Here is a 24,627-nt window from a genome sequence, read left to right on the forward strand (position 1 = left end):
ACAATTAAGTGCAAATAAGGGATATTTCCGGCCCTTAAATTGTCACCGAACTAAAGTTTTTGGGAGTTAGACCCTTGGCAAACTGTAAATCTGCTAAGAAGCGCGCTATCCAATCTGAAAAACGTCGTCAGCACAACGCTAGCCGTCGTTCAATGATGCGCACTTACATGAAGAAAACTGTTGCTGCAATCGCTGCAGGCGACAAAGAAGCTGCAACTGCTGCATTCGCAGTCGTTACACCAATCCTAGACCGTATGGCAACTAAAGGCCTTATTCACAAGAATAAAGCAGCTCGTCATAAGTCTCGTTTCGCTGCTGCTATCAAAGCTCTGTAATTTGAGCCTGATATCCCAGTGATAAAAAAAACCGGCCTTGGCCGGTTTTTTTATTGGTTGTGTTTGCAAAAATAAACCAAAGTTTCCATCTCGCATCCCTTCTGACTATCATTTTTCATATAGTGCATCGATTAAAAACTTCGGCCGTGACATCCTGTCAGTCTGAGCAGTACAAACGATGAAGCAATTCGATCATTGATTTCACGTCATCACTGCTGAGTGTGTAATACACTGTTTGCGCTTCTTTGCGCGTCTCCACTAAGCCATCCCGTCTTAGCCAAGCCAAGTGTTGCGATAGCGCTGATTGACTCAATTCCAGTTTGCCACACAGCTCCCCAACGGAGAGTTCCTGGTTGTGCAACAAGCATAGAATCTGCAAGCGTCTCTCATTTGCCATGGCTTTCAATAACACCACTGCTTGTGCGGAGTTCTTTTCCATTTCCTGTAGGTTCATGAGCAAGCCCCCTTGAAATAACCGCTTAAGCGATACTAATGCACATCATTGTTTCTGCCTGAATGCATCAAACCATTAGCTGCGGGCAATCATCCTCGCGGCGCCATTATTATGTTGGTTCATTTCAGGTTCAACGCTCTGGCAAAAACGGACAAAGAGTACGCCTAAATGTGCCGAAAACACCTCCTACCATTGCGGTAAAACAGGACAAGTATTCATCGGTTGCGTGATAGTAATCTATTTATTAACAGTAATAAAACTCTCATTCAAACAAATTACTAAAATCTGCATCACATACATTCTTTACGGCTGGGTGCTGAATCATTCGCTCGGCGAATATGACGTAGTACTCTTCTTTGATTTCGTCAACGCGGCTAATGAGCTGCAAAGCGCGCTCTTGGTTCATTTCATTCATATACAGCAGCGGGGCCATAAAGATGACGTCGGGGTGATAGAGCGCGAACGCTTTCATCAGTGCGGCATCATCAAACTCCCCTAAAATGTTGGGTTGAATGCCTTGATGATCAAACCACTGACGCACTTTGCGCCCCATCGCGGTGCGGCTGCCGGGGATCAATAATTTGTATTCTTGTAATAGCGCCGGATAGCGCGTTTTATCGACACCACCGCTAGAGAAGAATCCCATGTGGCTTTCTCCCAGCTTTTTACTAAATAGCCCCGGGCTCTGGCTGGAATCCACTGGGCAGTCTGACAAAATCATGTCCAGCTTATGCTGCGAGAGCTGCTCAAGCAGCATTTCGTGAGTGGATTCGAAACAACGCAGATGAATGCTGTTGTCATCGGGGATGGTGGTCATCAAAATCTTGCTCACCAAGCGCTTGGAAATGGCATCCGCGACCCCGACGTCAAACTGAACGTTGTTGCGCTGGCTGTAGTTGACGATATCCAGCATTTCATAACTCAGGCCAAACATGCGGTCGGCGTATTTAAACACCAACTGCCCCAGCTCGGTGGGTTCAATACTGCGGCCGTTGCGTTTGGTCAGCTTGCCCGCCATGCGATCTTCCAACGCTTTGATTTGACCGGTGACGGTTTGAGGCGTCAAAAATAGCGCATCCGCCGCTTTGGTCACGGAGCCTTGTTTGCACACCATCCAAAAATAGTACAGGTGGTTGTAATTGAGGTGAGACATAAGCAGTCACTTGTGATGAACAGAGCGTTGGTTATAGCAAATGTCCGACCTTGTCGCAATTTATCGGGATAATCGAACCATTCACACCTAAGTAATATATTTACCGAAACATTGAATCCCACTCATGACAACGTTGACATAATTGACCTCCTTCCCCGCTGAAAAAATCAAATTAATTTCTCGACGTACGTGTCGTTCATAATTTACAAAAACACTTTATAAACAATAGGTTAAATTCAATAAAATCACTTTAATTGACCGTTCTAATCGCCCTATTAACAATTCTCTCGTTTTGTTTCAGCATTGTCATATTACTGAAATATTCGCCCTCTACTATCGCCCACAGATTCAACAACCGACCAAAGACATTCAGAAGGTCAATGGAGAAAACAATGATAAACCAAGCGACTACCACTGCCGCGCCAATCTCATCGACGACGCGATGGCTACGCTGGGCAAACTTGGCTTTCATGCTGTATCTACTGCTACTGGCAGTTGCCATGGTGGGCAGCGGATTTAAATGGGCAACCGGCGATCAGGCAAAAGTCCTGTTTGAGTTTGCTTCTCACCCGGTCGCTGGGTTGATGATTGGTTTGGTGGCCACGGCGCTGATTCAATCATCCAGCACAGTCACCTCAATTATTGTCGGCCTTGTGGCGGGCGGCTTGCCTGTTGAAACCGCCATTCCGATGGTCATGGGTGCGAACATCGGTACAACCGTCACCAATACGCTGGTCAGCCTCGGCCACGTGCGCTGCAAAGAAGAATTCAAGCGTGCTTTTGCCAGCGCCACAATTCACGACTTCTTCAATTTGCTCGCCGTTTTCATTTTCCTTCCCTTGGAAATGATGTTTGGTATTCTGGAAAAAATCTCGCATTGGTTGGTCTCGCCACTTCTGGCGACAGGCGACATGAGCCTGAAAGGCTTTGATTTTATTAAGCCAATGACCAAACCCGTCATCAGCGCGCTGAAAGAGCAGCTCGCCACGTTGGGGGATACCTTGGGCGGTGTGGCCCTGATCCTGCTGGGCATTGCGACCATTTTCGTGGCGATCACCGTCATGGGGAAATTGATGAAGAGCTTGATGGTCGGCCGTGCACGTGAACTGCTGAAAAATGCCATTGGCCGTGGCCCACTGCATGGTATTGCCTCAGGCACGCTGGTTACAGTGCTAGTACAATCGTCATCGACCACCACCAGCCTGATGGTGCCACTGGTTGGCTCTGGTGTGTTGAAAGTGCGTGACGTGTATCCATTCACGCTGGGCGCAAACATCGGGACGTGCATTACGGCGCTACTAGCAGCGACCGCGGTATCGGGTGAGTTTGCTGTGTTTGCCCTGCAAATTGCGCTGGTCCACCTGACGTTCAACTTACTCGCAACCCTATTGATTTACGGCATCCCTTTCTTACGTGAGCTGCCAATCAAAGGCGCAGAGACGATTTCTGAGTGGGCGATTAAGAGCAAAGCGGTGGTCGCAGGCTACTTGCTGTCGGTATTTATCGTCATTCCAGGCATGATTCTGGCGTTTACCTCGTAAACGACCCGAACCCAAAGCTTCCCTCTCGGGAAGCTTTTTTGTTTGCCTCACATCAACAAGAAACACGCGCTGTTTCGACGCTCATCCTCGAGATCGACGCGCATAAAAAAAACGCTGGCACTGCCAGCGTTTTTTTGTCGTTCGCCATTACACCGAAAACGGATATTGAATCGGCTCATGGAACTCGTAGCCCGTGACATCAAAATCATCCAGCGTCACCCAAGTTTCCAAATCGTGTAGCGATTTGATGTTCGGGTTGATGTGAAATTGCGGCGCCGCGAGCGGTTCACGTTTCAATTGCACATCGCGCATGAGCGCCAGCTGATCCTCATAGATGTGCGCATTAACAATCTTGTGGTAGGCCTGCCCCGGCTTCTTACCGGTAATTTGCGCCATGATCGCCAAAAAGACATACACTTGGACCATGTTAAAGTTTAGCCCCAGCGGCACATCACACGAGCGTTGCGTGCTGTTTAAGTACAGCGTGTCTCCCAACAGGGAAAAATGGTGGCTGTACATACACGGACGCAAACAGCCGAGGTGGAATTCTCCCGGGTTGTAGAAGTTCAGAATCTCACCGCGATCATCAACGCCACGCGTCAAGTCATCGACAATTTTCTTCAACTGATCCACATGACCGCCATCGGGCTTCGCCCAAGCACGACCTTGCACGCCATATACACGCCCCATGTCGTCTTCACCTTGACGGTGGGGGTTATTCAGCCATGCGTCGTTCAGGTTGGCGTTGGCATCCCACGTTTTGGTGCCTAGCGCGCGAAAGTCAGCGGCATTGTCATAACCCCGAATGTAGCCCAGCAGTTCGGCGACCGCTGCTTTCCAAAAACTCTTACGCGTGGTCACCAGTGGAAACTGGTTATTGGCCACGTCATAAGTTAAATCGGCATTGATCACGGTCAGGCAGCGTTTACCTGTCCGTTCGTTTTCCACCCACACACCTTCATCGACAATGCGCTGGCAAAGATCTAAATACTGTTTCACTTCGAACCCTTACTTTGCGGCCACGCTGTCTTGGTAACGGCCACGTTTGTAAGCCCACACCATCAGCAGTACGCCAGCAATAATCATTGGTGTTGAAAGGATTTGTCCCATTGAGATGACTCCGCCAAACAGCCCCAGTTGGGCATCCGGCTCTCGAACAAATTCAACCAGGAAGCGGAATGTACCATATCCCGCCAAGAATAGCCCAGCAACCGAACCCAGCGGACGTGGCTTCTTAATGAACCAATTGAGAATGAGAAAAAGCACAATCCCTTCTAAAACAAATTCATACAGTTGTGATGGGTGACGAGGCAGCGGCCCAGCATTCGGGAAAATAATCGCCCAAGGCACATCGGTGGTGCGTCCCCACAATTCGCCGTTCATGAAGTTGCCCAAACGGCCCATGCCCAAACCAAATGGCACCAGCGGCGCCACAAAATCAGCCACACCAAAGAAGGTGCGTTGATGTTTATGCGCATACCAGAACATCGCCGTGATCACGCCCAGCAGGCCACCGTGGAACGACATACCGCCCGTCCACACTTTGAAGAGGTAGAGTGGATCGGCCAAAAATAAGTCAAAATTGTAGAACAGTACGTACCCGATTCGACCACCGATCACCACACCGAGAAAGCCGGCAAACAGCAGATCGGACACTTGCTCACGCGTCCAGCCACTGCCGGGTTTATCGGCACGGCGGTTCGCCAACCACATGGCAAACATAAAGCCAATCAGATACATCATGCCGTACCAGCGCACAGAAATCGGCCCAATGGAGACTAAAACGGGGTCAATGTTTGGAAATTCAAGATAGCCCTGAGACATAAATTGTGTTCTCTTTTCTTTTAAAATCAGATCATTGCATCAACATTGTGACAGCAACAAACATAAGGAAAACCGCAAAGAAGCGCTTTAATACCGTGGTCGGCAACTGCGTTGCCAGTTTGGCGCCAATCCGGGTGGTTAACATCGACGTCGACGCAATCGCTACCAGCGCTGGCAGATACACATAGCCCACACTGTATTGCGGCAGCCCTTCGGCTTGATAACCGTGCAAAATAAAGCCAAGCATGCCGGAAATCGCAATCATAAAGCCACACACCGACGACGAACCGACCGCTTTGCGCATCTCAACGCCGTGATGGTTGAGAAACGGCACGGACAGCGAACCGCCCCCTATCCCGGCCAAACTCGACACCACACCAATCCCACTGCCGTAGAGCGCCGTCATCATCGCGCCCGGCATGGGCCACGTGTGCGTCACACGAATGGAGCGATACATTTGCAGCGCCAACACCAACACAATCGCGCCAAACACTTTCGGCAAATAGTGGTTGGGAATCCACTCTGCAATCACCGAACCGAGAAAACCGCCGACCAACACGCCAGGCAGCAGCCATTTGACGACGAACATGTCGACATTACCGAGTTTAAGATGATTGAGCGCAGAAGAGCCCGAGGTCACAATGATGGTTGCCAACGACGTCGCCAGCGCCAGTTGCATGACGATATCCGGCGAGATGCCCGATAGCGGTAACAGAAACAGTAACGCGGGCACGACGACCAACCCACCGCCAATGCCGAGCAAACCTGCCAGCACACCCACGATAGCCCCGAGTAGCAACAGCAGGGCCATTAATCCGATACTCACATTGTGTTCCTATTTTTTACCCGCTCTGACAAAGCCGGCGAAGCCTTTCTCTTCGAAATGAGTGAGCATCATATTATAAATATCATGACCGTAGGGTTGCATCAGCGCTTTGTCAGCAAGTGAGCGCAATTCGCTCATATCAGAGTGACGAACCAAGTATTTCACCCGCGCGACGTTCGAGGTGTTCATACTCAGCGCGGTGTACCCTAACCCAATCAGCAATAAAGAGCCAATCGGATCGCCCGCCAACTCGCCACACACACAAACCGGAATCTGATGCTGTTCGCAGGTGTGTTGAATCTGCTTGAGCGCCATCACCACAGCCGGATGCATCGATTCATAGACATCAGCCACACGGGAATTGTTCCGATCGACCGCCAACAGATATTGCGTTAAGTCGTTGGTGCCCACCGAGACGAAATCAATTTTGTTGGCCACCAGCGGCAACAAATACAGCATTGACGGCACTTCAACCATGATGCCAATCTCCGGCATCACAATTTGATCGTCGACTTTGCGCGTTTCAGCATAGGCTTGATGAATCAAGGCCAACGCATCATCAAGCTCTTTGGTGCCGGAGATCATCGGCAGCAGAATGCTCAGGTTGTTGTAACCTCGGCTGGCGCGCATCATCGCCCGCAGTTGAATCATGAAGATGTCGGGGTGATCGAGCGTAAAACGAATCCCACGCCATCCCAAAAACGGGTTGTCTTCTTCAATCGGCAGGTACGGCAGCGGTTTATCACCGCCAATATCGAGGGTGCGCATCACCACGCGTTGATTCGGATACGCCGCGAGCACCGTGCGATACAGTTGAATCTGCTCTTCTTCTGACGGGAAACGGTGCTGCAATAGAAACGAGATTTCGGTCCGGTACAACCCCACCCCATCCACGCCTTGGTTGATGGCAATGTTGGTGTCGGCGCTCAAACCGGCATTGAGCAGCAATTCGATTCGTTGCCCATCTTGCGTAAACGCAGGCTCCGAGATCGCCTCGTTGACCATTTTCGACAGCTCGCGCTCTTCATTGGCGAGCGCGCGATACTCAGACAGCACCTGTTTGGCCGGCGAAATAAAGAGCTTGCCACTGTAGCCATCAACAATGCCTTTCTTGCCATTGATCTGTTTGAGGTTCACCGACACGCCCATGATGGCGGGAATGCCCAGCGCGCGCGATAAAATCGCTGCATGCGAGTTCGCCGCCCCTTCGAGCGACACAACGGCCAACAACTTATCTTTGGGCAGCGCCGCCAGAATAGACGCGGTCAGCTCTCGCACCACCAAAATAATCGGTTTATCAAGCTGTTGCTGTTCGTGTTCAGTGTTGTAGAGGAAATAAAGCAGACGTTGTCCCAGTTCACGAACATCTTGTGCCCGTTCTCGCAGATAGGCATCCGACATGCGGGCAAACCGGTTGGAATAGGTTTCGACCACCTGACGCAGCGCCCAGTCGGCGCGATCGCCTTTTTGAATTTGCACCTTGAGATCTTTGCGCAGCATCGGGTCGTTCAAGAGGTGCGTAAAGAGGTCAAAGATCGCCAGCGCTTCTTTGTTGATTTCGCTGTCGAGCTTTTTACGCATCTTCCGAAAATCGCTCAGCGCGCTTTCAATGGCACGCGTCAGCCATTCCTGTTCGCGATCGACATCCAGCGTTGACGCCGGATACACTTCTGCAAGCTGTGGTTGGGAGTCATCCCACCATAACTCGCCAATGGCGACACCGGGAGACGCCGGAATCCCACTGATCGCTTGCTGTTTTTTGGTCAGCAGCCAATGGCCTTGCGTTCGCGCATGCGCGACGATCACCGCCAGCTGAGCCGCGAGCGTGACGAGAAACGAGACTTCCATCTCGCTAAACAGACGAGGAGATTTCTGTTGGACAACCAAAACGCCCAACACTTGTTTGCGGTAGATAATCGGTGTGCCGAGGAACGAGTTGTAAACCTCTTCGCCCAGCTGTTTGAAGTATTTAAAGTTGGGATGCTTCGACGCTTCAGCGAGGTTGATTGGCTCGGCAGAACGCTTCACCAACCCAACCAGACCTTCATCAAAATCAATGAGGATTTTATCGCCTTTGAATTTCAAGCCTTGGGTCGCCATCAACTCCAGACGATGCATCTCTTCATTTGCTAAATAGACAGTACAACACTCAGTGCTCATCGCACTGCATGTCTGTTTTACAAAAATATCCAACGCTTGGTAAACGTCTTCAACTTTTGAAACCTGTTCAACTATATCCCTTAGCTGAGAGAGCATCTCTATCCTCTTCGATTTTTGCGCTTACCTTTCACTTTACGTTCTTTAAACGGCATCGCCAATGACGCAAATTCTTTCATCGCCCGACGATACACATCACGCTTAAAAGAGACCACTTGTCTCACCGGATACCAATAACTCACCCAGCGCCAACCATCAAATTCAGGGGTGCTACCACGCTGCATGTTGATTCTTGATTCATCACATTCCAAACGCAGTAGGAACCATTTCTGTTTTTGTCCAATACAGACAGGCTGCGAATCCCATCGAACCAAACGTTTTGGCAGCTTGTATCGAAGCCAATGCCGACTGGTCGCAATGATTTTGACGTCCTTTTTCGTTAAGCCAACCTCTTCGTAAAGCTCCCGAAACATCGCTTGCTCAGGAGTTTCACCCTCATCTATTCCACCTTGCGGGAATTGCCATGAGTGTTGCCCGTATCGTTTCGCCCAGAATACCTGACCATGGTTGTTACAAATCACAATACCCACATTGAGTCGGTAACCATCGCCATCTATCACTGGCAAACCTCTAGTAAAATCTTAATTGCTTTGATTTTTCCACATATCCCCAACGGGAGCAAACTTACTAATGTGATTCACACGAAATTTATTGCTTGCGACCTGCAAATTGAATAAGTTTTGTTCAAATTAAAACTTATCAACAGCAGAGTGAGAGATAGCCCACATTTATTCACGTTTTCTGTGAATAACCATGTGCAGAAGACAGTGGACTGTGTAAAAAAGCCATCAAACCCACAATGTCCCACTTCAAAAACCAAACACAAAACCAATAATTTTCCCTTATAATTCATGAAGTAAAAAACATGTAATTCAATCAAGCTAGACGTAAAATAAGAAAAGATCATTCAAACTCAAAAAACGCTCAAAGATCCACCAATTCCGCTGTTATCCACACCACCGCGTCAAAATGCGCTTTTTTTCGCCGTCATCCCGGTCGCGATTCAACCGGAAACCCCTGTTTATGCATACATGTCACATTAATCTCATTTGTAGCCCTGAGCCACCTGTGGATAACTAGCAAAAAGATGATCTTTTGCACACGTTGATCATTATTTCTCCACGATCCGCGTACGCCGAAAATTTGCTACAATCGCCTTTTTGACCACAGCGCTTTTTATGAAACCAGAACCACAAACCGAACAGGAACTGCTAGAACGGGCGCAGCACATTGCCGGCGTCTCGTTTGCCGAGCTCGCTCAAGAGGCACAGATGACAGTGCCACCGGATCTGCGCAAAGATAAAGGCTGGGTTGGCCAATTGCTGGAATGGCATTTAGGCGCCACCGCAGGCAGTAAACCGCAACAAGATTTCGAATCGTTGGGCATTGAACTCAAAAGCATTCCCATCGGATACAACGGCAAGCCCTTGGAAACCACGTTTGTCTGTGTCGCGCCACTCACTGGCGTGCATGGCCTCACGTGGGAGCAAAGCCACGTGCGCAATAAATTGTCTCGCGTATTGTGGATTCCGGTCGAAGGTGAACGAGAAATCCCGCTGGCGCAGCGCCGCGTTGGCTCGCCGCTGATCTGGAGTCCGTCTCCCGAAGAGGAAGCGCAGCTCAAAGCCGATTGGGAAGAGTTGATGGAATTCATTGTGCTGGGCAAGATTTCGGAAATCAGCGCGCGCCACGGCGAAGTGTTGCAACTGCGCCCGAAAGCCGCCAACGGCCGCGTAAAAACTGAAGCCTATGGCGCCAATGGCCGCCCAATCCAAACGCTACCGCGCGGCTTTTATTTACGGACTCAGTTTACCGCACGAATTTTGGCAACTTACTACGCTTGACTCTTAATGCTTGCTGATAGGCAGCGGAATATCGCTGTATTTCTGGCCGCCGGCGATCCCACACTCTTCATACGCGCAGCTCATGCGTAAATAGGCGTGGGTCAGCCCCAGTTGGGAGAGTTGATCTTTGGCGGCATGCAGGGATGAAAAATGCAACGGCTCCCCGCGATCAAGCAGCGGTTCCACACGATGTTTCACCTCGACCCCCAACGTATAATGAGTCGCATCAGCGCACCCAATCACATACACTTTCGGCGGCTCAAAGCCAGGTTTATGCGGGCTGTGCAGCCACTTCGTCAGTTGTTGTTTGTGCATCATTCACCTCCGTTTCCCTCAGTGTAGACGAGCCGCCACAGAGCTCAAGTTCCTCCAGCCGCTGCTGCCGACGTACAAATTTCATTTCCTTTTGCACCAATTCTTCGCTTATAGTGAAATTCATATCAAAAGCCGCTTTAGTTTCAATAAGCTATAAGTGGCGTGTTCCGAATGCAGACAAGGAAGTGCCATGCAATACACCAAACTGCCTCACTCGAGCCTTGAAATCAGCAAACTGTGCCTTGGCACCATGACGTTTGGCGAACAAAATACACAAGCAGACGCGTTCAGCCAGCTTGATTACGCGCTCGAACGCGGCATCAATTTTATCGACACCGCAGAAATGTACCCAGTGCCTCCCAAAGCAGAAACGCAAGGGAAAACCGAAGCATTCATCGGCAACTGGTTAGAAAAATCCGGCAAGCGAGAAAAAGTGGTGTTGGCGACCAAAGTCGCCGGCCCGCGCAATGTGCCCTACATTCGGGACAATATGGCGCTCGACCATCGCCACATTCACCAAGCGATCGACGACAGCCTCAGCCGGCTGAAAACCGACTACATCGATTTGTATCAATTGCACTGGCCGCAGCGTCAAACCAATACCTTTGGTCAGCTCAACTATCCGTACCCAGACAAACAAGAAGAAGTCACACTGATTGAGACGCTCGAAGCGCTCAGCGATTTAGTGCGCATGGGGAAAGTGCGTTACATCGGCGTCTCCAACGAAACCCCGTGGGGCTTAATGACCTACCTGCGTTTGGCCGAAAAGCATGACTTGCCACGCATGGTTTCAATTCAAAACCCATACAACCTGCTTAATCGCAGCTTTGAAGTCGGCTTGTCAGAAATCAGTCATCATGAAGGGGTGAAACTGTTGGCGTACTCCCCGATGGCATTTGGCGTCCTTAGCGGCAAATACCTCAATGGCGCCCGCCCAACGGGTGCGCGTTGCAGCTTGTTTGAACGGTTTCAACGCTACTTTACGCCGCAAGGCTTACAGGCGACTGAAGCGTACGTCAATCTGGCCAGAGAGTTTGGTCTCGATCCGGCCCAGATGGCGCTCGCATTTGTTAATCAGCGCCCGTTCGTGGCCGCCAACATCATCGGGGCCACCAACTTGCAACAGTTAAAATCCAATATTGATAGTCTAGAGCTTGAGTTAAGTGAAGAATTGCTGCTTAAGATTCAAGAGATTGGCACACGCTACTCCAATCCTTGTCCTTAGAATTCAGAGCGGGGCTGGCGCAGCAGCCAGCCCCTTTTGATTACGTCGGTATTCGCGCACTTAAGACACGACGGATATGACGCACACGGCGTTCCGCTTTGATGGCATCCGGTACGCTGCTTCCCATTGGGCGACCGTCTACTTGCAAGCCGATATCTTTCAGTAAATGTTCGTTGTGCCAGGGAATATCAAACGCACTGCGGCGAACTTTTCGTTTCCATTCACGTTCTTCACGACGTAGATCAGCACGAACCAAGAGTGTAGCCAGTTGTAGATAAACAGAATGACGCATAATTTTTCTCCAGTTGAAGATTGAGACTGGGAAAATGGCGCTATGGTGCTGGAAAGCATGGGATGACCCCTGTTAGCTGCCAATTTCCGCAGCCTGTCAGAGGTTACGGATTAATTAGAAATCTTTGCCTTTGGTATCGATGGCACGACGATCAGCAGACATGGGAGCTGCGGTCGCGGCACATGAACCGTGATTAGAAGCGCAAAGGGTATGAATCGATACAAAATGTTTCATATTGCGCCTCCAAGCAAAAATCATTAATCCGAAAAGAAGTGTGTTTTCAGTGAGCTAGACTCACGGTTAAATTCTATGCAACTGAGCGTTATCTTCAACCTTTAATTAACAATCAGCGAAAAAACAACCAATATCTCCAGACTTTCACTCAATAACAGAAAGATATAACGTATTCGCCAGCGGAATAAGCCAATATGCAACATATTTGGGCATAGTCATTCGCCAGTTAATATCCCGATCAAAAAAGCCACCCGCAGGTGGCTTGAGCTGACAGCAGCACAGCGATCAGTACGAGTTGTCAGAAATGAGGTTGTGCTTGTTCAACAATCGGTACATGGTCGCACGCGACACTCCCAACTCTTTGGCAGCATTCGACACCTGACCAGAATGCGACTCCAGCACCAGCAACAACGCATCCCGCTCTGAGCGTTCTCGAATGCTTTTCAGGCTGCGTTTACCATCGCCCCGTTTCGGTAAATCAAGATGCGACTCTTCCAACATGATGGTGTCGGACATCAACACCACCCGCTTGATCTGGTTCATCAACTCACGCACGTTGCCGGGCCAGTGATAACGAGTCAAAGCACGCATCGCATCTTCGGTAAAGCTGCGCGCCTGCGCGTTGTACTCTTTGGAGTATTCGCGCAAAAAGTGCTTCGCCAACACGGCCACGTCTGCCGCGCGCTCTTTCAGGCTCGGCACGTTGATGCGCAGAACATTGATGTAGTGATAGAGCTCTTCATTGAAATCGCCGTCAATCAGCGCTTTTTCAATGTCGGACGAATTGGCCGCCAAAACGCGCACATCAACGGTTTTGCTGCCTTGTGGCGTATCGACGGTGCCTTCTTGCAAGAAACGCAGCAAGTTCAACTGCTGGCTTTTGGGTAAGGTCAGAATGTCATTGAGCAGCAAGGTGCCACCATCGGCTTGCAGCAACAACGGTGACACAGACTCTTCATCACAGCCGATGCCAAACAGCTCGCATTCGATGCGTTTTTCTGACATCGCACGGCAGTTGACGGAAACAAACGGTTTTTGAGAACGAGACGAGGTTTTGTGAATGGCTTTGGCGACAGACTCTTTGCCTGAACCGCTCTCACCGTAGATGAGAATACTGACATCGGTTGGGCCGATGCGTTTAATTTGGTCGCGCAGGCGCTTCATGGGAATGGAGTCGCCAATCAATCCCAAATCACTGTTGGAGCCGTAATGAGGCCACACTTTTTTCTCAAGTTTCAGCATACCAAGCTGGTGACCAATGGTGCTCAGCAGTTGTGTATCGGGAATGGGTGCGGTAAAGAAATCGATACAGAAGTTCACAATGAACTGGCAAATGGTGTCGGAGCTCAACTGAGACTCGCGAATAAACGCTAACCAGCGCACCTGTTTGTGACTACTCACCAAATTGGCGATGCCATTGAGGCTGAATTCATCGTGACTTAGATCCACGATCCCAATGCATGGCCCTGTTTCACTAAACAACAGATCCGCTTTGCGCAAATCCGCGCACTGAGTACAGCGCCACCCCACTTGTTCTAATACCGACAGCCACGGCTCGTACGTACCGCCTACCACGATTAACGAACCCGGCACGGAGTCCATACGGAATTGAGTGCCCATCAACTGAATCCTTTTTGTTATAAAAATTTTTTATGCAGTGCTACTTATTGGCACTTTCACCACTGACGTTACATTAACGAGACTTGTGATTAGAATCTGTCTCAAGTGTAAGACTAGAAAGTAAATAGAAAACTTTCTACCAAGGTTTAGAATTAAGCCACAGCAAAAAGCAAATAAATAGCAGGGATACCCCCTCATTTTTGGAACCTATTACTGAATAAATAAAAAAAGCCGCCATAAATGGCGGCTTTTAATAACTAATTTAGCAATTAAGCCTGAGGGCGCATTGCTGGGAACAGGATCACGTCACGGATGGTGTGCGAGTTGGTAAACAGCATCGCCAGACGGTCGATACCGATGCCTTGACCAGCCGTTGGTGGTAGGCCGTGTTCCAGTGCAGTGATGTAGTCTGCATCGTAGAACATCGCTTCGTCATCACCTGCATCTTTCGCTTCAACCTGCGCTTTAAAGCGTGCGTCTTGGTCTTCTGCATCGTTCAGCTCAGAGAAGCCGTTCGCCACTTCACGGCCGCCGATGAAGAACTCGAAACGGTCAGTGATGAATGGGAAATCATCGTTACGACGGGCCAGAGGCGAGATATCCGCTGGGTAGCCGGTGATAAACGTTGGCTGAATCAGTTTAGGCTCTGCGGTTTCACCGAAGATCTCTTCCAGCAACTGACCACATGTCCAGAACGGTTCCACTTCCACATGCACTGATTTCGCGATCGCCACCATGTGCTCACGGTCTTGAACTTTGTCGTAATCCAGCGCTTGGATCTCTGCGTGGTCTGGGTTGTAGTGTTTGATCGCATCGAGCATGCTCATGCGCGCGTACTGACCACCAAATTCAACCATTTCATCACCGTAAGGCATTGACGTTGAACCCAGAACGTTCATCGCAACCGTGCTCAGCATCTCTTCAGTCAGATCCATCAGATCTTTGTAGTCCGCGTACGCTTGGTAGAATTCCATCATGGTGAATTCTGGGTTGTGACGAGGTGACAGACCTTCGTTACGGAAGTTACGGTTGATTTCAAACACACGGTCAAACCCACCCACAACCAAACGTTTCAAGTACAGCTCTGGTGCGATACGCAGGTACATGTCGATGTCCAGTGCGTTGTGGTGTGTGATGAATGGACGTGCAGATGCACCACCCGGGATCACGTGCATCATTGGCGTTTCAACTTCCAAGTAGCCTTTTGAGCTCATGAAGTTACGAATAGCCGCGACCAGCTTAGAACGGATGATGAATGCTTTGCGTGAGTCTTCGTTGACGATCAGGTCAACGTAACGTTGACGGTAACGCATTTCTTGGTCAGTCAGGCCGTGGAATTTTTCTGGCAGAGGACGCAGTGCTTTGGTCAGCAGTTCGTACTCTTCCATGTTCACATACAGGTCGCCTTTGCCTGATTTGTGCAGTGCGCCTTTCACACCGATGATGTCACCGATGTCCAGACCTTGGTATTTCTCTTTCAGTTCTTTTTGAACATCTTTTGCAGCGTAAGCCTGAATGCGACCCGAGGTTTCCTGAATCACCAGGAATGGACCACGTTTCGCCATCACACGACCCGCGATCGCCACGATGTGGTTCAGCGCTTCCAGTTCTTCTTTGGTCTTTTCACCGAACTCAGCTTGCAGATCACCCGCGAGGCTGTCACGACGGAAGTCATTTGGGTGACCGTTCGCCTTACAACCCTTACGAATGTGCTCTAACTTGCTGCGACGCTCTGCAATCAGTTTGTTTTCTTCTTGCGCGATTTGCTCTTGATTCGTTTCGTTTTGAACAGCATCAGTCATTTTGCATGTACCCTGTTTTGTCGGTAAAAAGCTTAAAGACCTGATTTCAGGCTAGCTTCGATAAATTTGTCTAAGTCACCGTCAAGAACCGCTTGTGTATTGCGGTTTTCAACGCCGGTACGTAAATCTTTGATTCGTGAATCATCTAACACGTATGAACGGATTTGGCTACCCCAGCCGATGTCCGATTTCGCGTCTTCATTCGCTTGTTTCTCAGCATTCTGCTTTTGCAGCTCAAGTTCAAACAGTTTCGCACGAAGCTGTTTCATCGCTTGATCTTTGTTTTTGTGCTGAGAGCGGTCGTTCTGACACTGCACAACGGTGTTGGTTGGAAGGTGGGTAATACGTACCGCAGATTCCGTGGTGTTCACGTGCTGACCACCGGCACCCGAAGCGCGGTAAACGTCGATGCGCAGATCCGCTGGGTTAATGTCGATGGCAATGTTGTCATCAATCTCTGGGTAAACAAACGCAGACGCAAATGACGTATGGCGACGACCACCGGAGTCAAAAGGTGACTTACGAACTAAACGGTGAACACCGGTTTCGGTACGCAACCAACCGTAAGCGTAGTCGCCCACGATGCGAACGGTCGCCGATTTCAGGCCCGCTACATCGCCTTCCGACACTTCAATCACTTCCGTTTTGAAGCCTTTCGCATCGGCCCAGCGCAGGTACATACGCAACATCATGGATGTCCAGTCTTGCGCTTCTGTACCACCAGAACCGGCTTGCAGATCAAGGTAGCAATCTGACGAATCGTGGTCACCGGAGAACATACGGCGGAATTCCAGCTTCGCCAGCTTACTTTCCAGTTCTTCCAGTTCAGGGCCAATTTCGTCAAATGTTTCTTGGTCTTCGGCTTCCACCGCCAGCTCCAAGAGACCTTCAACGTCATCCACACCTTGGTCGAGTTGGTCAATGGTTTCCACAACCGCTTCTAGAGAAGAACGTTCTTTACCCAGCGCTTGCGCGCGCTCAGGTTCGTTCCACACATCCGGTTGTTCAAGTTCTGCGTTGACTTCTTCTAGACGCTCTTTTTTGGCGTCATAGTCAAAGATACCCCCTCAGGACGTTCGTGCGCTCTGACACATCCTGAATACGGTTTTTAATTGGATTGATTTCAAACATGTTTGATTTTGACTTTATGAATAGAATTTAACCGCAGAATTCTACTGAAAAATGTGATGAAGATACAGGAAAAATTCGCCTCACTGCGCAGGGTTTTTCGCGCTTCAGGCAGAAATTCTGCCCAAATAAAAAAGGCGGATGATACCTCATCCGCCTTCACTTTGAATCGAGCGATTACACCGTTTCGTGCTGCAGCTCATCCTGTACAGAGGTCGCCACGAAGAACATGCAAATCAGTGCAGCAAAGGTCGGCAGTACCCACCCCATGCCCACATCAAACAGAGGCAGCACGTCAAAGAATGACATGTCGGCACCAACCACTTTGGCGGCGTCGATCAACGCAAATAGGAACGCAACCAAAGTCACCACGCGAAACGCAGCTTGTGGATTCGGTAATTTGTGACGCACAAATGCCAGCAGAACCAGCACAATCGCCACAGGGTACAGCGCCACCAGCACTGGAATCGACAGCGAAATCAGTTGTGCCAGACCCACGTTCGCGATGACCGCGCACGCTACACCGTTGATGATGACCCACGTGTGGTAAGGAATCTTGGTCACCGAGCTGAAGTACTCTGAACACGCAGAAATCAGGCCAATCGCCGTGGTCAGACACGCCAACAAAACGATGGTCGACAGAACCACTTGGCCGTAAGGGCCAAACAGCGCTTGGACATATTGGCTCAGAATAAAGCCGCCGTTGTCCGCACCGCCGGCAATCACCGAGCTGGTTGCGCCCAAGTAGAACAGCGAGATGTACACCGATGCCAAACCAGCGGCCGCAATGAAGGCCGAGCTAATCAGGTATTTAGTGGTTGCACGGGATTCAGTGATACCTTTACTGCGCATCGCATCCACAATCAGCATACCGAACATCAGTGCCGCCAAAGTATCCATGGTGTTGTAACCTTCCAAGAAACCTTTGGTGAATGGCTGGGTGGCATACGGGCCAGATGCCGGCATCCACGCGCCTTGCGGGTCCATAAATACGCCAACAGCCAAAATGATCAAGCCGATAAACAGCGCAGGGGTTAGCAGTTTACCAATCAGGTCAATCAAACGGCCTTGTGACCAAGAGAAGAACATCGCCACAACAAAAAACAGCACGGAGAACGCAGTCAGGTGCATTTGCGAAGTTTCAGCAAACAGCGGGCTCACCGCCATTTCATACGCCACGAGGCCAGTACGCGGCGCCGCAAAAGCTGGGCCGATAATGATAAAAATCAGCACCGCGATCAACGTGGCCACTTTGACGGGTAAGTCTTTGGTGAGGTGTTGCCAGCTACCGCCCGCAATCGCCACAGCAATGATAGCCACCAAAGGAAGACCCACAGCCGTGAGCAGGAAGCCGCCCATGGCCGGCATCAAGTTTTCGCCCGCCATCTGGCCGGCCAATGGTGGAAAAATGATGTTCCCAGCGCCCAAGAAGAACGCGAAAAGCATAAAGCCTAAAGCGGCAATATCTGTTAGTTTTAACGTCTGCTTCACAGATAACCCTTATTAAAATGTCATGAATGTTGTGTGTGCATCCGGTGGAGATCCGACGTCCCCAACCTTAAATTAGGGGGCGAATAATGACGAAACCATCGATATTTCGCAATAGCAAAGCAAAAAACACCACATTAATTTGCAACTATAAGAAAAAAGCAGTGAAAATCACTATTTGTTAAAAAATAGATAGAACGATATTTCGATCAACTCAGCCCACAAATTGACAACAACCAGAACAAAAATCCAAACAATAAAATAACAACAGACAGAATTACTTCAAGTTAAACAGAAATCGATATTTTCATGAAAAGTAGCACGTTAAAGACTAAAGGCTTCAAATTTAAGCAATTTACCATTGAAGGGGGCCAAAGCGGCATGCCCGTCAGCACCGATGGCGTTTTGTTGGGCGCGTGGGCGTTTGCCACCTCGCCGCAGCACATTCTCGATATCGGTACAGGCACCGGCTTGCTGGCCTTAATGTGCGCGCAGCGATTTCCACAAGCGACCATCACAGCTGTCGATATCGATGAACACGCGTTTCATGCCGCCAGCCACAACGTGACGCACTCCCCATGGGCCAATCGCATCCAGGTGGCGCAGCAAAACATTCTTCAAACCCAGCTCAACACACCCGTCGAGGCGATCATCTGTAACCCGCCCTATTTCAATGACGGCCAACAGTCGCAGCATGCGCAGCGCGCCACCGCGCGACACACCGACCGCTTAAATCATGGTGACTTACTGCAAGCAATGGCGCGCTTGCTGACGCCTCTCGGCACCGCCAGTCTGATCTTGCCTGCCGTTGAGGGGGAACAATTCATTGCTCAAGCCGAGCAGCAAGGTTGGTTTCTGGCGCGACGTTGCAACGTGCAACCTTCGGCGCGTAAACCTGTACACCGCCTATTGTTTGAGCTACAAAGAGAGCCGTGCTCCAGCCAATTGAGTACACTCATAATTCAAGAAGGCACCACCTACAGTGCAGACTTTATCGCCTTAACGCGTGCTTTTTATCTCAAGATGTAGAAATTAAAGATGTGATCTGGCCGATGATCCATCTATAATGTGCGCCCTTTAATTTAGACTGATCAGCCCAGCGCTCGCGGAGTAAATAATAGTGATCAAAACCTTTGCTGACCTAGAACTGGACCCAAATCTTCTTGAAGCGATCGAGGAAATGGGCTTCGAACGCCCAACTCAAGTTCAAGCCGAAGCGATTCCCCACGCCCTGGACGGCAGAGATGTATTGGCATCCGCTCCGACCGGCACCGGTAAAACTGCCGCGTTCGTTATTCCAGCACTGCAGTTCCTGCAAGACTTTCCACGGAAGAAAGCTGGCCCAGCTCGTATTCTGATTCTGACGCCAACCCGTGAACTGGCGATGCAGATTACCGAACAAGCACGTGAACTGGCGAAATACACCAAGCTGAATATTTTCACCATCACCGGCGGCGTGCAGTATCAAGAACACGCCGACATTCTGGCGACCACGCAAGACATCGTGGTGGCAACACCAGGTCGCTTGCTGGAGTACATCGAAGCAGAACGCTTTGACTGCCGCGCAATTGAATGGCTGATCTTGGATGAAGCGGACCGCATGCTAGACATGGGCTTTGGCCCGGTGGTCGATCGCCTATCGGCGGAATGTCGCTGGCGTAAACAGACCATGCTGTTCTCAGCAACGTTGGAAGGTCGTGGCGTAGAAGGCTTTACCGCTGACCTGCTCAAAGAGCCAGCCGAAGTCAACGCTGAGCCGCCACGTCGCGAACGCAAAAAGATTTCTCAGTGGTATCACCGTGCCGACGACATGAACCACAAACTGGAGCTGCTGAAAGCGATTCTGACGCAGCAATCCGAGCGTGCGATCGTGTTCTTCAAGACACGTGAGCGTCTGGCGGAAGTTCGTGCAGTGCTCGAAAGCGCACAAATTGCTTGTTCGTGGATTCAAGGTGAAATGCCGCAAGATCGCCGTAATAACGCAATTAGCCGCTTCCGTGACGGCAGCGTGAACATACTGCTGGCGACCGACGTTGCCGCGCGCGGTATCGACGTACCGGATGTCAGCCACGTGATCAACTTTGACCTGCCTCGCAGCGCAGATGTGTACCTGCACCGCATCGGTCGTACGGCGCGCGCCGGTAAAAAAGGCATCGCGATTTCGCTGGTAGAAGCCCACGACCAACCGATGATGGATCGCGTAGCGCGCTACCTGAAAGAAGACATCAAAGAGCGCTATGTCGATGGCATGCGTCCTAAACACAAAAAACCCGTGTTTAAGAAAAAGAAAAAAGACGACAGCAAGAAAAAAACGGCCGTGAAAAAAACCGCCGGTAAGAAAAGCAGCGGCAAGAAGAAAAAATAATTCTGCCCGCAAAGATAGAAAAAGCCGATGCATTGCATCGGCTTTTTTATTGCGTCATCGCCATGAAGACTGCGCCAGCATTGCCGCGCAGTCAGGCATCCACTCGCTTAGTGCTCGCGTGTGGCGCGGAAGGTCACTTCCGGCGAACGTTCTTGCGCGAGGTTGAGGTTCACCATGGTTGGCGCAATGTACGCCAGGTTGTCCCCACCATCCAACGCCAAGTTGCTTTGGTTCTTGCGCTTGAACTCTTCGAATTTCTTCACGTCACCGCATTCAACCCAGCGCGCCGTCGCAACGTTCACACCTTCGTAAATCGCTTCCACGTTGTATTCTGATTTGAGACGCGCCACCACCACATCAAACTGCAGCACACCGACTGCGCCCACGATCAGATCGTTGTTTTGTAGTGGACGGAATACCTGCACCGCACCTTCTTCTGACAACTGAACCAGACCTTTGAGCAGCTGTTTCTGCTTCAATGGATCTTTGAGGCGAATACGACGAAATAGCTCTGGCGCAAAGTTAGGAATGCCGGAGAATTTCAGTGATTCACCTTGGGTAAAGGTGTCACCAATTTGAATCGTACCGTGGTTGTGCAGGCCAATGATGTCACCCGCAAACGCTTCTTCAGCGCGTGAGCGGTCGCCAGCCATGAAGGTCACCGCATCGGAAATGCTCACCTGTTTACCCAAGCGAACATGGTTCATCTTCATGCCCTGCTTGTAGGTGCCGGATACGATACGCATGAACGCGATACGGTCGCGGTGTTTCGGATCCATGTTGGCCTGAATCTTAAACACAAAACCACTGAATTTTTCTTCGGTCGCTTCGACTTGACGCTCGTTCGCCGCACGCGGCAGTGGCGCAGGCGCCCACTCGGTCAGGCCGTCTAGCATGTGGTCCACACCGAAGTTACCCAGTGCCGTACCAAAGAAGACTGGCGTCAGTTCACCTTTCAGGAACAGCTCGCGATCAAACTCGTGTGATGCGCCGAGCACCAGCTCCAGCTCTTCACGCAGTTGGCTCGCCAGATCCTCACCGATGTGCGTATCCAGCTCTGGGTTATCCAAGCCTTTAACAATGCGCTCTTCCTGAATGGTGTGGCCTTGGCCGGTCGCGTACAGCACCGTTTCATCACGATGAATGTGGTACACGCCTTTGAACTCTTTCCCACAGCCGATTGGCCATGTCACGGGCGCGCACGCGATGCTGAGTTCGTTTTCCACTTCATCCAGCAATTCCATTGGGTCGCGAATGTCACGATCCAATTTGTTCATGAACGTCACGATTGGCGTATCACGCAGACGGGTAACTTCCATCAGCTTACGGGTTCGATCTTCGACACCTTTTGCCGCATCAATCACCATCAGGCACGAGTCCACTGCCGTCAACGTACGGTACGTATCTTCAGAGAAGTCTTCGTGTCCCGGGGTATCCAGTAGGTTCACCAGCGCATCGCGGTAAGGGAACTGCATCACAGAGGTGGTGACCGAGATGCCCCGTTCTTTTTCCATCTCCATCCAGTCTGATTTCGCGTGCTGAGCAGAACCACGGCCTTTGACCGAACCGGCCGTTTGAATTGCGCGTCCGAACAACAACACTTTTTCAGTGATGGTGGTTTTACCCGCATCCGGGTGCGAGATAATGGCGAAAGTTCGACGCTTAGAAACTTCGCCTAAAAAAGGAGTAGTAGACATGAAACGGATCTTCTCTTGATGCTAAAGGGCGGCATGCAGCCAGACCTTAGCCTTTCGGTTCAAATTTGCGCGGTATTCTCTCTGATCTTGGCCTCGGGAGCAACTTTAAGACACGCAACACAGAAAAGCTGAGTTTTGACTTGGCCTTTAATTTCTCTCGAATTATGGACTATAACTGATAAGGAAGAACAGGGAATGCTCAACCTCTATGACCAAACTCAAACAGATTCACTCATTAGCGTTTCGCCAAGCCAAGACCGTCTTTCTGGTCTCTGTGCTATTGGGCTTTTGTTTCAGCCTCTATCATACGCTGGTCGACCTACATCAGGAACAAGGACGCATTGAAGAGCACTATCATTTCAAGCTGATTCAAAGCTACAACAACGCCAGCCAAGCGGCGTATCATTTGAATCATCTGTTGGCAGAACAGGTCGCCACCAGCTTGATGGCCGATCCAGCGATTTACCGCGTCTCGATTGTCGATGACTTTGGGGATGATTTAGCGCGCATGGAACGCAATGTGGCAGCGCAAGGCGCGTTTATTCAACTACTTTCGCGTTACTTAACGCCCGATGTCCCAACCTTTCAGGCCGATTTGCACCAGCCCAACTCCAATGTGGTGATCGGGACCTTAAGTTTTTCTATCAACGGCACCTCCATTGCCGAAGCCTTTTTGGCGAAAACAACCCGCGTGCTGATGTTCGACCTGCTGCGCAACGTGCTGCTCACCACCATTTTGCTGATCTTTTTCTATCGCAAGCTGTCGTTGCCGATCACCACGCTGATCAACTGGGTACGGTCGCTGCCCGACCGGCCGCACAACCTGTCGCCGCCGTTGATTCATCAAGAAAGCGAGCTGAGTGAACTGGCGTCGTCATTTCACACCTTGTGGCATGAGCGCGAACTGGCCGAAGCCAAACTCAATCAGCTCGCCTACTACGATACGTTAACCGGGCTTGCAAACCGCAGCCTGTTGCTGCAAATGCTGAGTAAATCCATCGATCTTGCCCAACACGATCAACACAGCGGCGTGCTGTTCTATCTCGATCTGGATCGCTTCAAAACCATCAATGACTCCTTGGGCCACACCATCGGCGACAAGTTGATCAAAGCCATCGCCACGCGCCTGCAAGCGTGGGCAAAACAGGATTATATTGCCGCGCGCATTGGGGGCGATGAGTTTGTGGTGCTGATCCCCGCTTTGGACAGCGAGCGCGTCGAGAACGTCGCCAAGCAGTTACTCGCGTTGATCTCCAATCCATATTCGATTGACGATCACCAACTGTATTGCTCGGTCAGCATTGGGATTTCGATGTTTCCATCGGCTGGTATCACCAACATCGATGTGCTGCGCCAAGCCGACACCGCGCTCTACCGGGCCAAAGTCAGCGGCCGCAACAAATATGTGTTTTACGAACCGGAAATGCAGGCGCAGGTCGAATCATTTTTGGAAATCGAGAAAGGTTTGCACGAGGCGTTGAGCCATAATCAATTCGAGCTTTACTACCAACCGCAGGTCAATCTCGACCACCAGATCATCGGCGTTGAAGCGCTGATTCGCTGGAATCATCCGCACAAAGGTGTGTTGCCACCGGGGGCGTTCATGTCGATCGCCGAAGAAACCGGACAAATTTTGCAGATCGGCAATTGGATCATCGAGCAAGCCTGCTATCAATACGCTCAATGGAAGAAAGAGGGCGTGCTACCGCCGGAGTTCCAACGTTTGGCGATCAACATCAGCCCGCTGCAATTTGCGCAGGACGCATTTGTCGATCACATTCGCGACGCCTTGCAACAAGCGGGGATCACGGGCGAACACATTGAACTGGAGATCACCGAAAGTCTGCTGCTGGAAAATGTCGAAAGCGCGATTGAAAAAATGGCGCGTTTGAAAGAGTTTCAGCTCAACATTTCGATTGATGACTTTGGGACGGGCTACTCGTCGCTGCGTTACCTGAAACATCTGGCGGTGGATGTGCTCAAGATCGACCGTTCGTTTGTCACCCAGTTGCATCTAGACGACAGCGACCAGGCGATCGTCGATACCATCATCATGATTGCGCGCCGTTTGGGGTTGGAAGTGATTGCTGAAGGGGTGGAAGATACGTTTGAACTCAACGCGCTCAAGGAGTTGGGCTGTGAGCAGTTTCAAGGTTACCTATTTGATAAACCGCTGACGGCCCAAGAGATGGCGCAGCGGTTTAGTCATCATCACTATCATCAATTATTGGAGCCCGCCGAGACGCGTCAGATTGGCCTGCAATAAG

The 24,627-nt window shown here is 50.5% G+C and carries 21 protein-coding genes; 7 read left to right on the top strand and 14 right to left on the bottom strand.

All coding sequences use genetic code 11. The features are described 5' to 3' along the window. Nucleotides 1–74 precede the first annotated feature (74 nt). Complete coding sequence (rpsT, locus tag ACS18Q_RS11850) at nucleotides 75–335, top strand: 30S ribosomal protein S20 (protein ID WP_004728884.1); 261 nt, start codon at nucleotides 75–77, stop codon at nucleotides 333–335. 157 nt (nucleotides 336–492) lie between these two features. Here rpsT and ACS18Q_RS11855 read toward each other — a convergent pair whose 3' ends face one another. Further along, nucleotides 493–789: an ArsR/SmtB family transcription factor gene (locus tag ACS18Q_RS11855; protein ID WP_004728885.1), complete on the bottom strand. Its 297-nt coding sequence runs from the start codon at nucleotides 787–789 to the stop codon at nucleotides 493–495. Nucleotides 790–1,051: 262 nt separating this feature from the next. Further along, nucleotides 1,052–1,942: a transcriptional activator NhaR gene (gene nhaR, locus ACS18Q_RS11860; RefSeq protein WP_055466553.1), complete on the bottom strand. Its 891-nt coding sequence runs from the start codon at nucleotides 1,940–1,942 to the stop codon at nucleotides 1,052–1,054. A gap of 392 nt (nucleotides 1,943–2,334) precedes the next feature. On the opposite strand from nhaR, the gene ACS18Q_RS11865 reads away from it, so the two are divergent. After that, nucleotides 2,335–3,483 carry a Na/Pi symporter gene (locus ACS18Q_RS11865; RefSeq protein ID WP_004728888.1) on the top strand — a complete coding sequence of 383 codons (1,149 nt, stop codon included), beginning with the start codon at nucleotides 2,335–2,337 and terminating at the stop codon, nucleotides 3,481–3,483. Nucleotides 3,484–3,630: 147 nt separating this feature from the next. Here ACS18Q_RS11865 and ACS18Q_RS11870 read toward each other — a convergent pair whose 3' ends face one another. Genes ACS18Q_RS11870 through rppH form a run of 5 tightly spaced genes read right to left on the bottom strand, consistent with a single transcriptional unit; the run spans nucleotide 3,631 to nucleotide 8,910 of the window. Next, entirely contained in the window at nucleotides 3,631–4,482 is an 852-nt protein-coding gene (locus tag ACS18Q_RS11870) for a thymidylate synthase (protein WP_004728890.1), read from the bottom strand. A 9-nt stretch (nucleotides 4,483–4,491) separates the two neighbouring features. Next, nucleotides 4,492–5,307 (bottom strand): prolipoprotein diacylglyceryl transferase, encoded by an 816-nt coding sequence (gene lgt, locus ACS18Q_RS11875; protein WP_004728892.1) that lies wholly within the window; start codon nucleotides 5,305–5,307, stop codon nucleotides 4,492–4,494. Between the two features lie 31 nt (nucleotides 5,308–5,338). Further along, nucleotides 5,339–6,133, bottom strand: a complete 795-nt coding sequence (locus ACS18Q_RS11880; RefSeq protein WP_014204510.1) for a sulfite exporter TauE/SafE family protein — start codon at nucleotides 6,131–6,133, stop codon at nucleotides 5,339–5,341. Between the two features lie 9 nt (nucleotides 6,134–6,142). Then, nucleotides 6,143–8,389 (bottom strand): phosphoenolpyruvate--protein phosphotransferase, encoded by a 2,247-nt coding sequence (gene ptsP / locus ACS18Q_RS11885; protein ID WP_004728897.1) that lies wholly within the window; start codon nucleotides 8,387–8,389, stop codon nucleotides 6,143–6,145. A gap of 2 nt (nucleotides 8,390–8,391) precedes the next feature. Further along, nucleotides 8,392–8,910 (bottom strand): RNA pyrophosphohydrolase, encoded by a 519-nt coding sequence (rppH, locus tag ACS18Q_RS11890; RefSeq protein WP_004728900.1) that lies wholly within the window; start codon nucleotides 8,908–8,910, stop codon nucleotides 8,392–8,394. 618 nt (nucleotides 8,911–9,528) lie between these two features. Here rppH and mutH point away from each other — a divergent pair. Then, entirely contained in the window at nucleotides 9,529–10,194 is a 666-nt protein-coding gene (mutH, locus tag ACS18Q_RS11895; protein ID WP_238773680.1) for a DNA mismatch repair endonuclease MutH, read from the top strand. A gap of 3 nt (nucleotides 10,195–10,197) precedes the next feature. Here mutH and ACS18Q_RS11900 read toward each other — a convergent pair whose 3' ends face one another. Beyond that, nucleotides 10,198–10,512, bottom strand: coding sequence for a DUF6482 family protein (locus ACS18Q_RS11900; RefSeq protein ID WP_004728904.1), 315 nt, complete (start codon nucleotides 10,510–10,512; stop codon nucleotides 10,198–10,200). A gap of 187 nt (nucleotides 10,513–10,699) precedes the next feature. On the opposite strand from ACS18Q_RS11900, the gene ACS18Q_RS11905 reads away from it, so the two are divergent. Beyond that, on the top strand, nucleotides 10,700–11,734 hold the full coding sequence (locus ACS18Q_RS11905; protein WP_158107737.1) for an NADP(H)-dependent aldo-keto reductase: 1,035 nt from the start codon (nucleotides 10,700–10,702) through the stop codon (nucleotides 11,732–11,734). Nucleotides 11,735–11,774: 40 nt separating this feature from the next. Here the strand turns inward: ACS18Q_RS11905 and ACS18Q_RS11910 are convergent, their stop codons facing one another. The 5 genes from ACS18Q_RS11910 to brnQ form a co-directional block, all read right to left on the bottom strand. Continuing rightward, nucleotides 11,775–12,026 (bottom strand): hypothetical protein, encoded by a 252-nt coding sequence (locus ACS18Q_RS11910; RefSeq protein ID WP_004728907.1) that lies wholly within the window; start codon nucleotides 12,024–12,026, stop codon nucleotides 11,775–11,777. A 519-nt stretch (nucleotides 12,027–12,545) separates the two neighbouring features. Next, on the bottom strand, nucleotides 12,546–13,880 hold the full coding sequence (gene vpsR / locus ACS18Q_RS11915; protein ID WP_004728911.1) for a cyclic-di-GMP-binding transcriptional regulator VpsR: 1,335 nt from the start codon (nucleotides 13,878–13,880) through the stop codon (nucleotides 12,546–12,548). A 269-nt stretch (nucleotides 13,881–14,149) separates the two neighbouring features. Further along, nucleotides 14,150–15,682 carry a lysine--tRNA ligase gene (gene lysS, locus ACS18Q_RS11920; RefSeq protein WP_004728914.1) on the bottom strand — a complete coding sequence of 511 codons (1,533 nt, stop codon included), beginning with the start codon at nucleotides 15,680–15,682 and terminating at the stop codon, nucleotides 14,150–14,152. Nucleotides 15,683–15,714: 32 nt separating this feature from the next. Continuing rightward, a protein-coding gene (gene prfB, locus ACS18Q_RS11925; RefSeq protein WP_115333250.1) for a peptide chain release factor 2 occupies nucleotides 15,715–16,813 on the bottom strand; the annotation gives its coding sequence in 2 pieces (ribosomal slippage) (nucleotides 15,715–16,737 and nucleotides 16,739–16,813; 1,098 coding nt in all). A gap of 174 nt (nucleotides 16,814–16,987) precedes the next feature. Further along, nucleotides 16,988–18,301 (bottom strand): branched-chain amino acid transport system II carrier protein, encoded by a 1,314-nt coding sequence (gene brnQ / locus ACS18Q_RS11930; protein WP_004728918.1) that lies wholly within the window; start codon nucleotides 18,299–18,301, stop codon nucleotides 16,988–16,990. Nucleotides 18,302–18,607: 306 nt separating this feature from the next. Here brnQ and ACS18Q_RS11935 point away from each other — a divergent pair, with 306 nt between their 5' ends. Together ACS18Q_RS11935 and srmB are read left to right on the top strand one after the other, a co-directional pair. Continuing rightward, entirely contained in the window at nucleotides 18,608–19,327 is a 720-nt protein-coding gene (locus ACS18Q_RS11935; RefSeq protein WP_441257113.1) for a tRNA1(Val) (adenine(37)-N6)-methyltransferase, read from the top strand. Between the two features lie 91 nt (nucleotides 19,328–19,418). Continuing rightward, a complete protein-coding gene (srmB, locus tag ACS18Q_RS11940; protein WP_004728921.1) occupies nucleotides 19,419–20,663 on the top strand; it encodes an ATP-dependent RNA helicase SrmB in 1,245 nt (414 codons plus the stop codon). Nucleotides 20,664–20,770: 107 nt separating this feature from the next. Here the strand turns inward: srmB and prfC are convergent, their stop codons facing one another. Next, nucleotides 20,771–22,360 (bottom strand): peptide chain release factor 3, encoded by a 1,590-nt coding sequence (gene prfC, locus ACS18Q_RS11945; RefSeq protein ID WP_055466548.1) that lies wholly within the window; start codon nucleotides 22,358–22,360, stop codon nucleotides 20,771–20,773. Nucleotides 22,361–22,568: 208 nt separating this feature from the next. On the opposite strand from prfC, the gene ACS18Q_RS11950 reads away from it, so the two are divergent. Next, nucleotides 22,569–24,626 (top strand): putative bifunctional diguanylate cyclase/phosphodiesterase, encoded by a 2,058-nt coding sequence (locus ACS18Q_RS11950; RefSeq protein ID WP_004728925.1) that lies wholly within the window; start codon nucleotides 22,569–22,571, stop codon nucleotides 24,624–24,626. The last annotated feature ends 1 nt before the right edge of the window (nucleotide 24,627 follow it).

Source organism: Vibrio sp. Vf1514 (assembly GCF_052076135.1).
Classification (GTDB): Bacteria; Pseudomonadota; Gammaproteobacteria; order Enterobacterales; family Vibrionaceae; genus Vibrio; species Vibrio furnissii.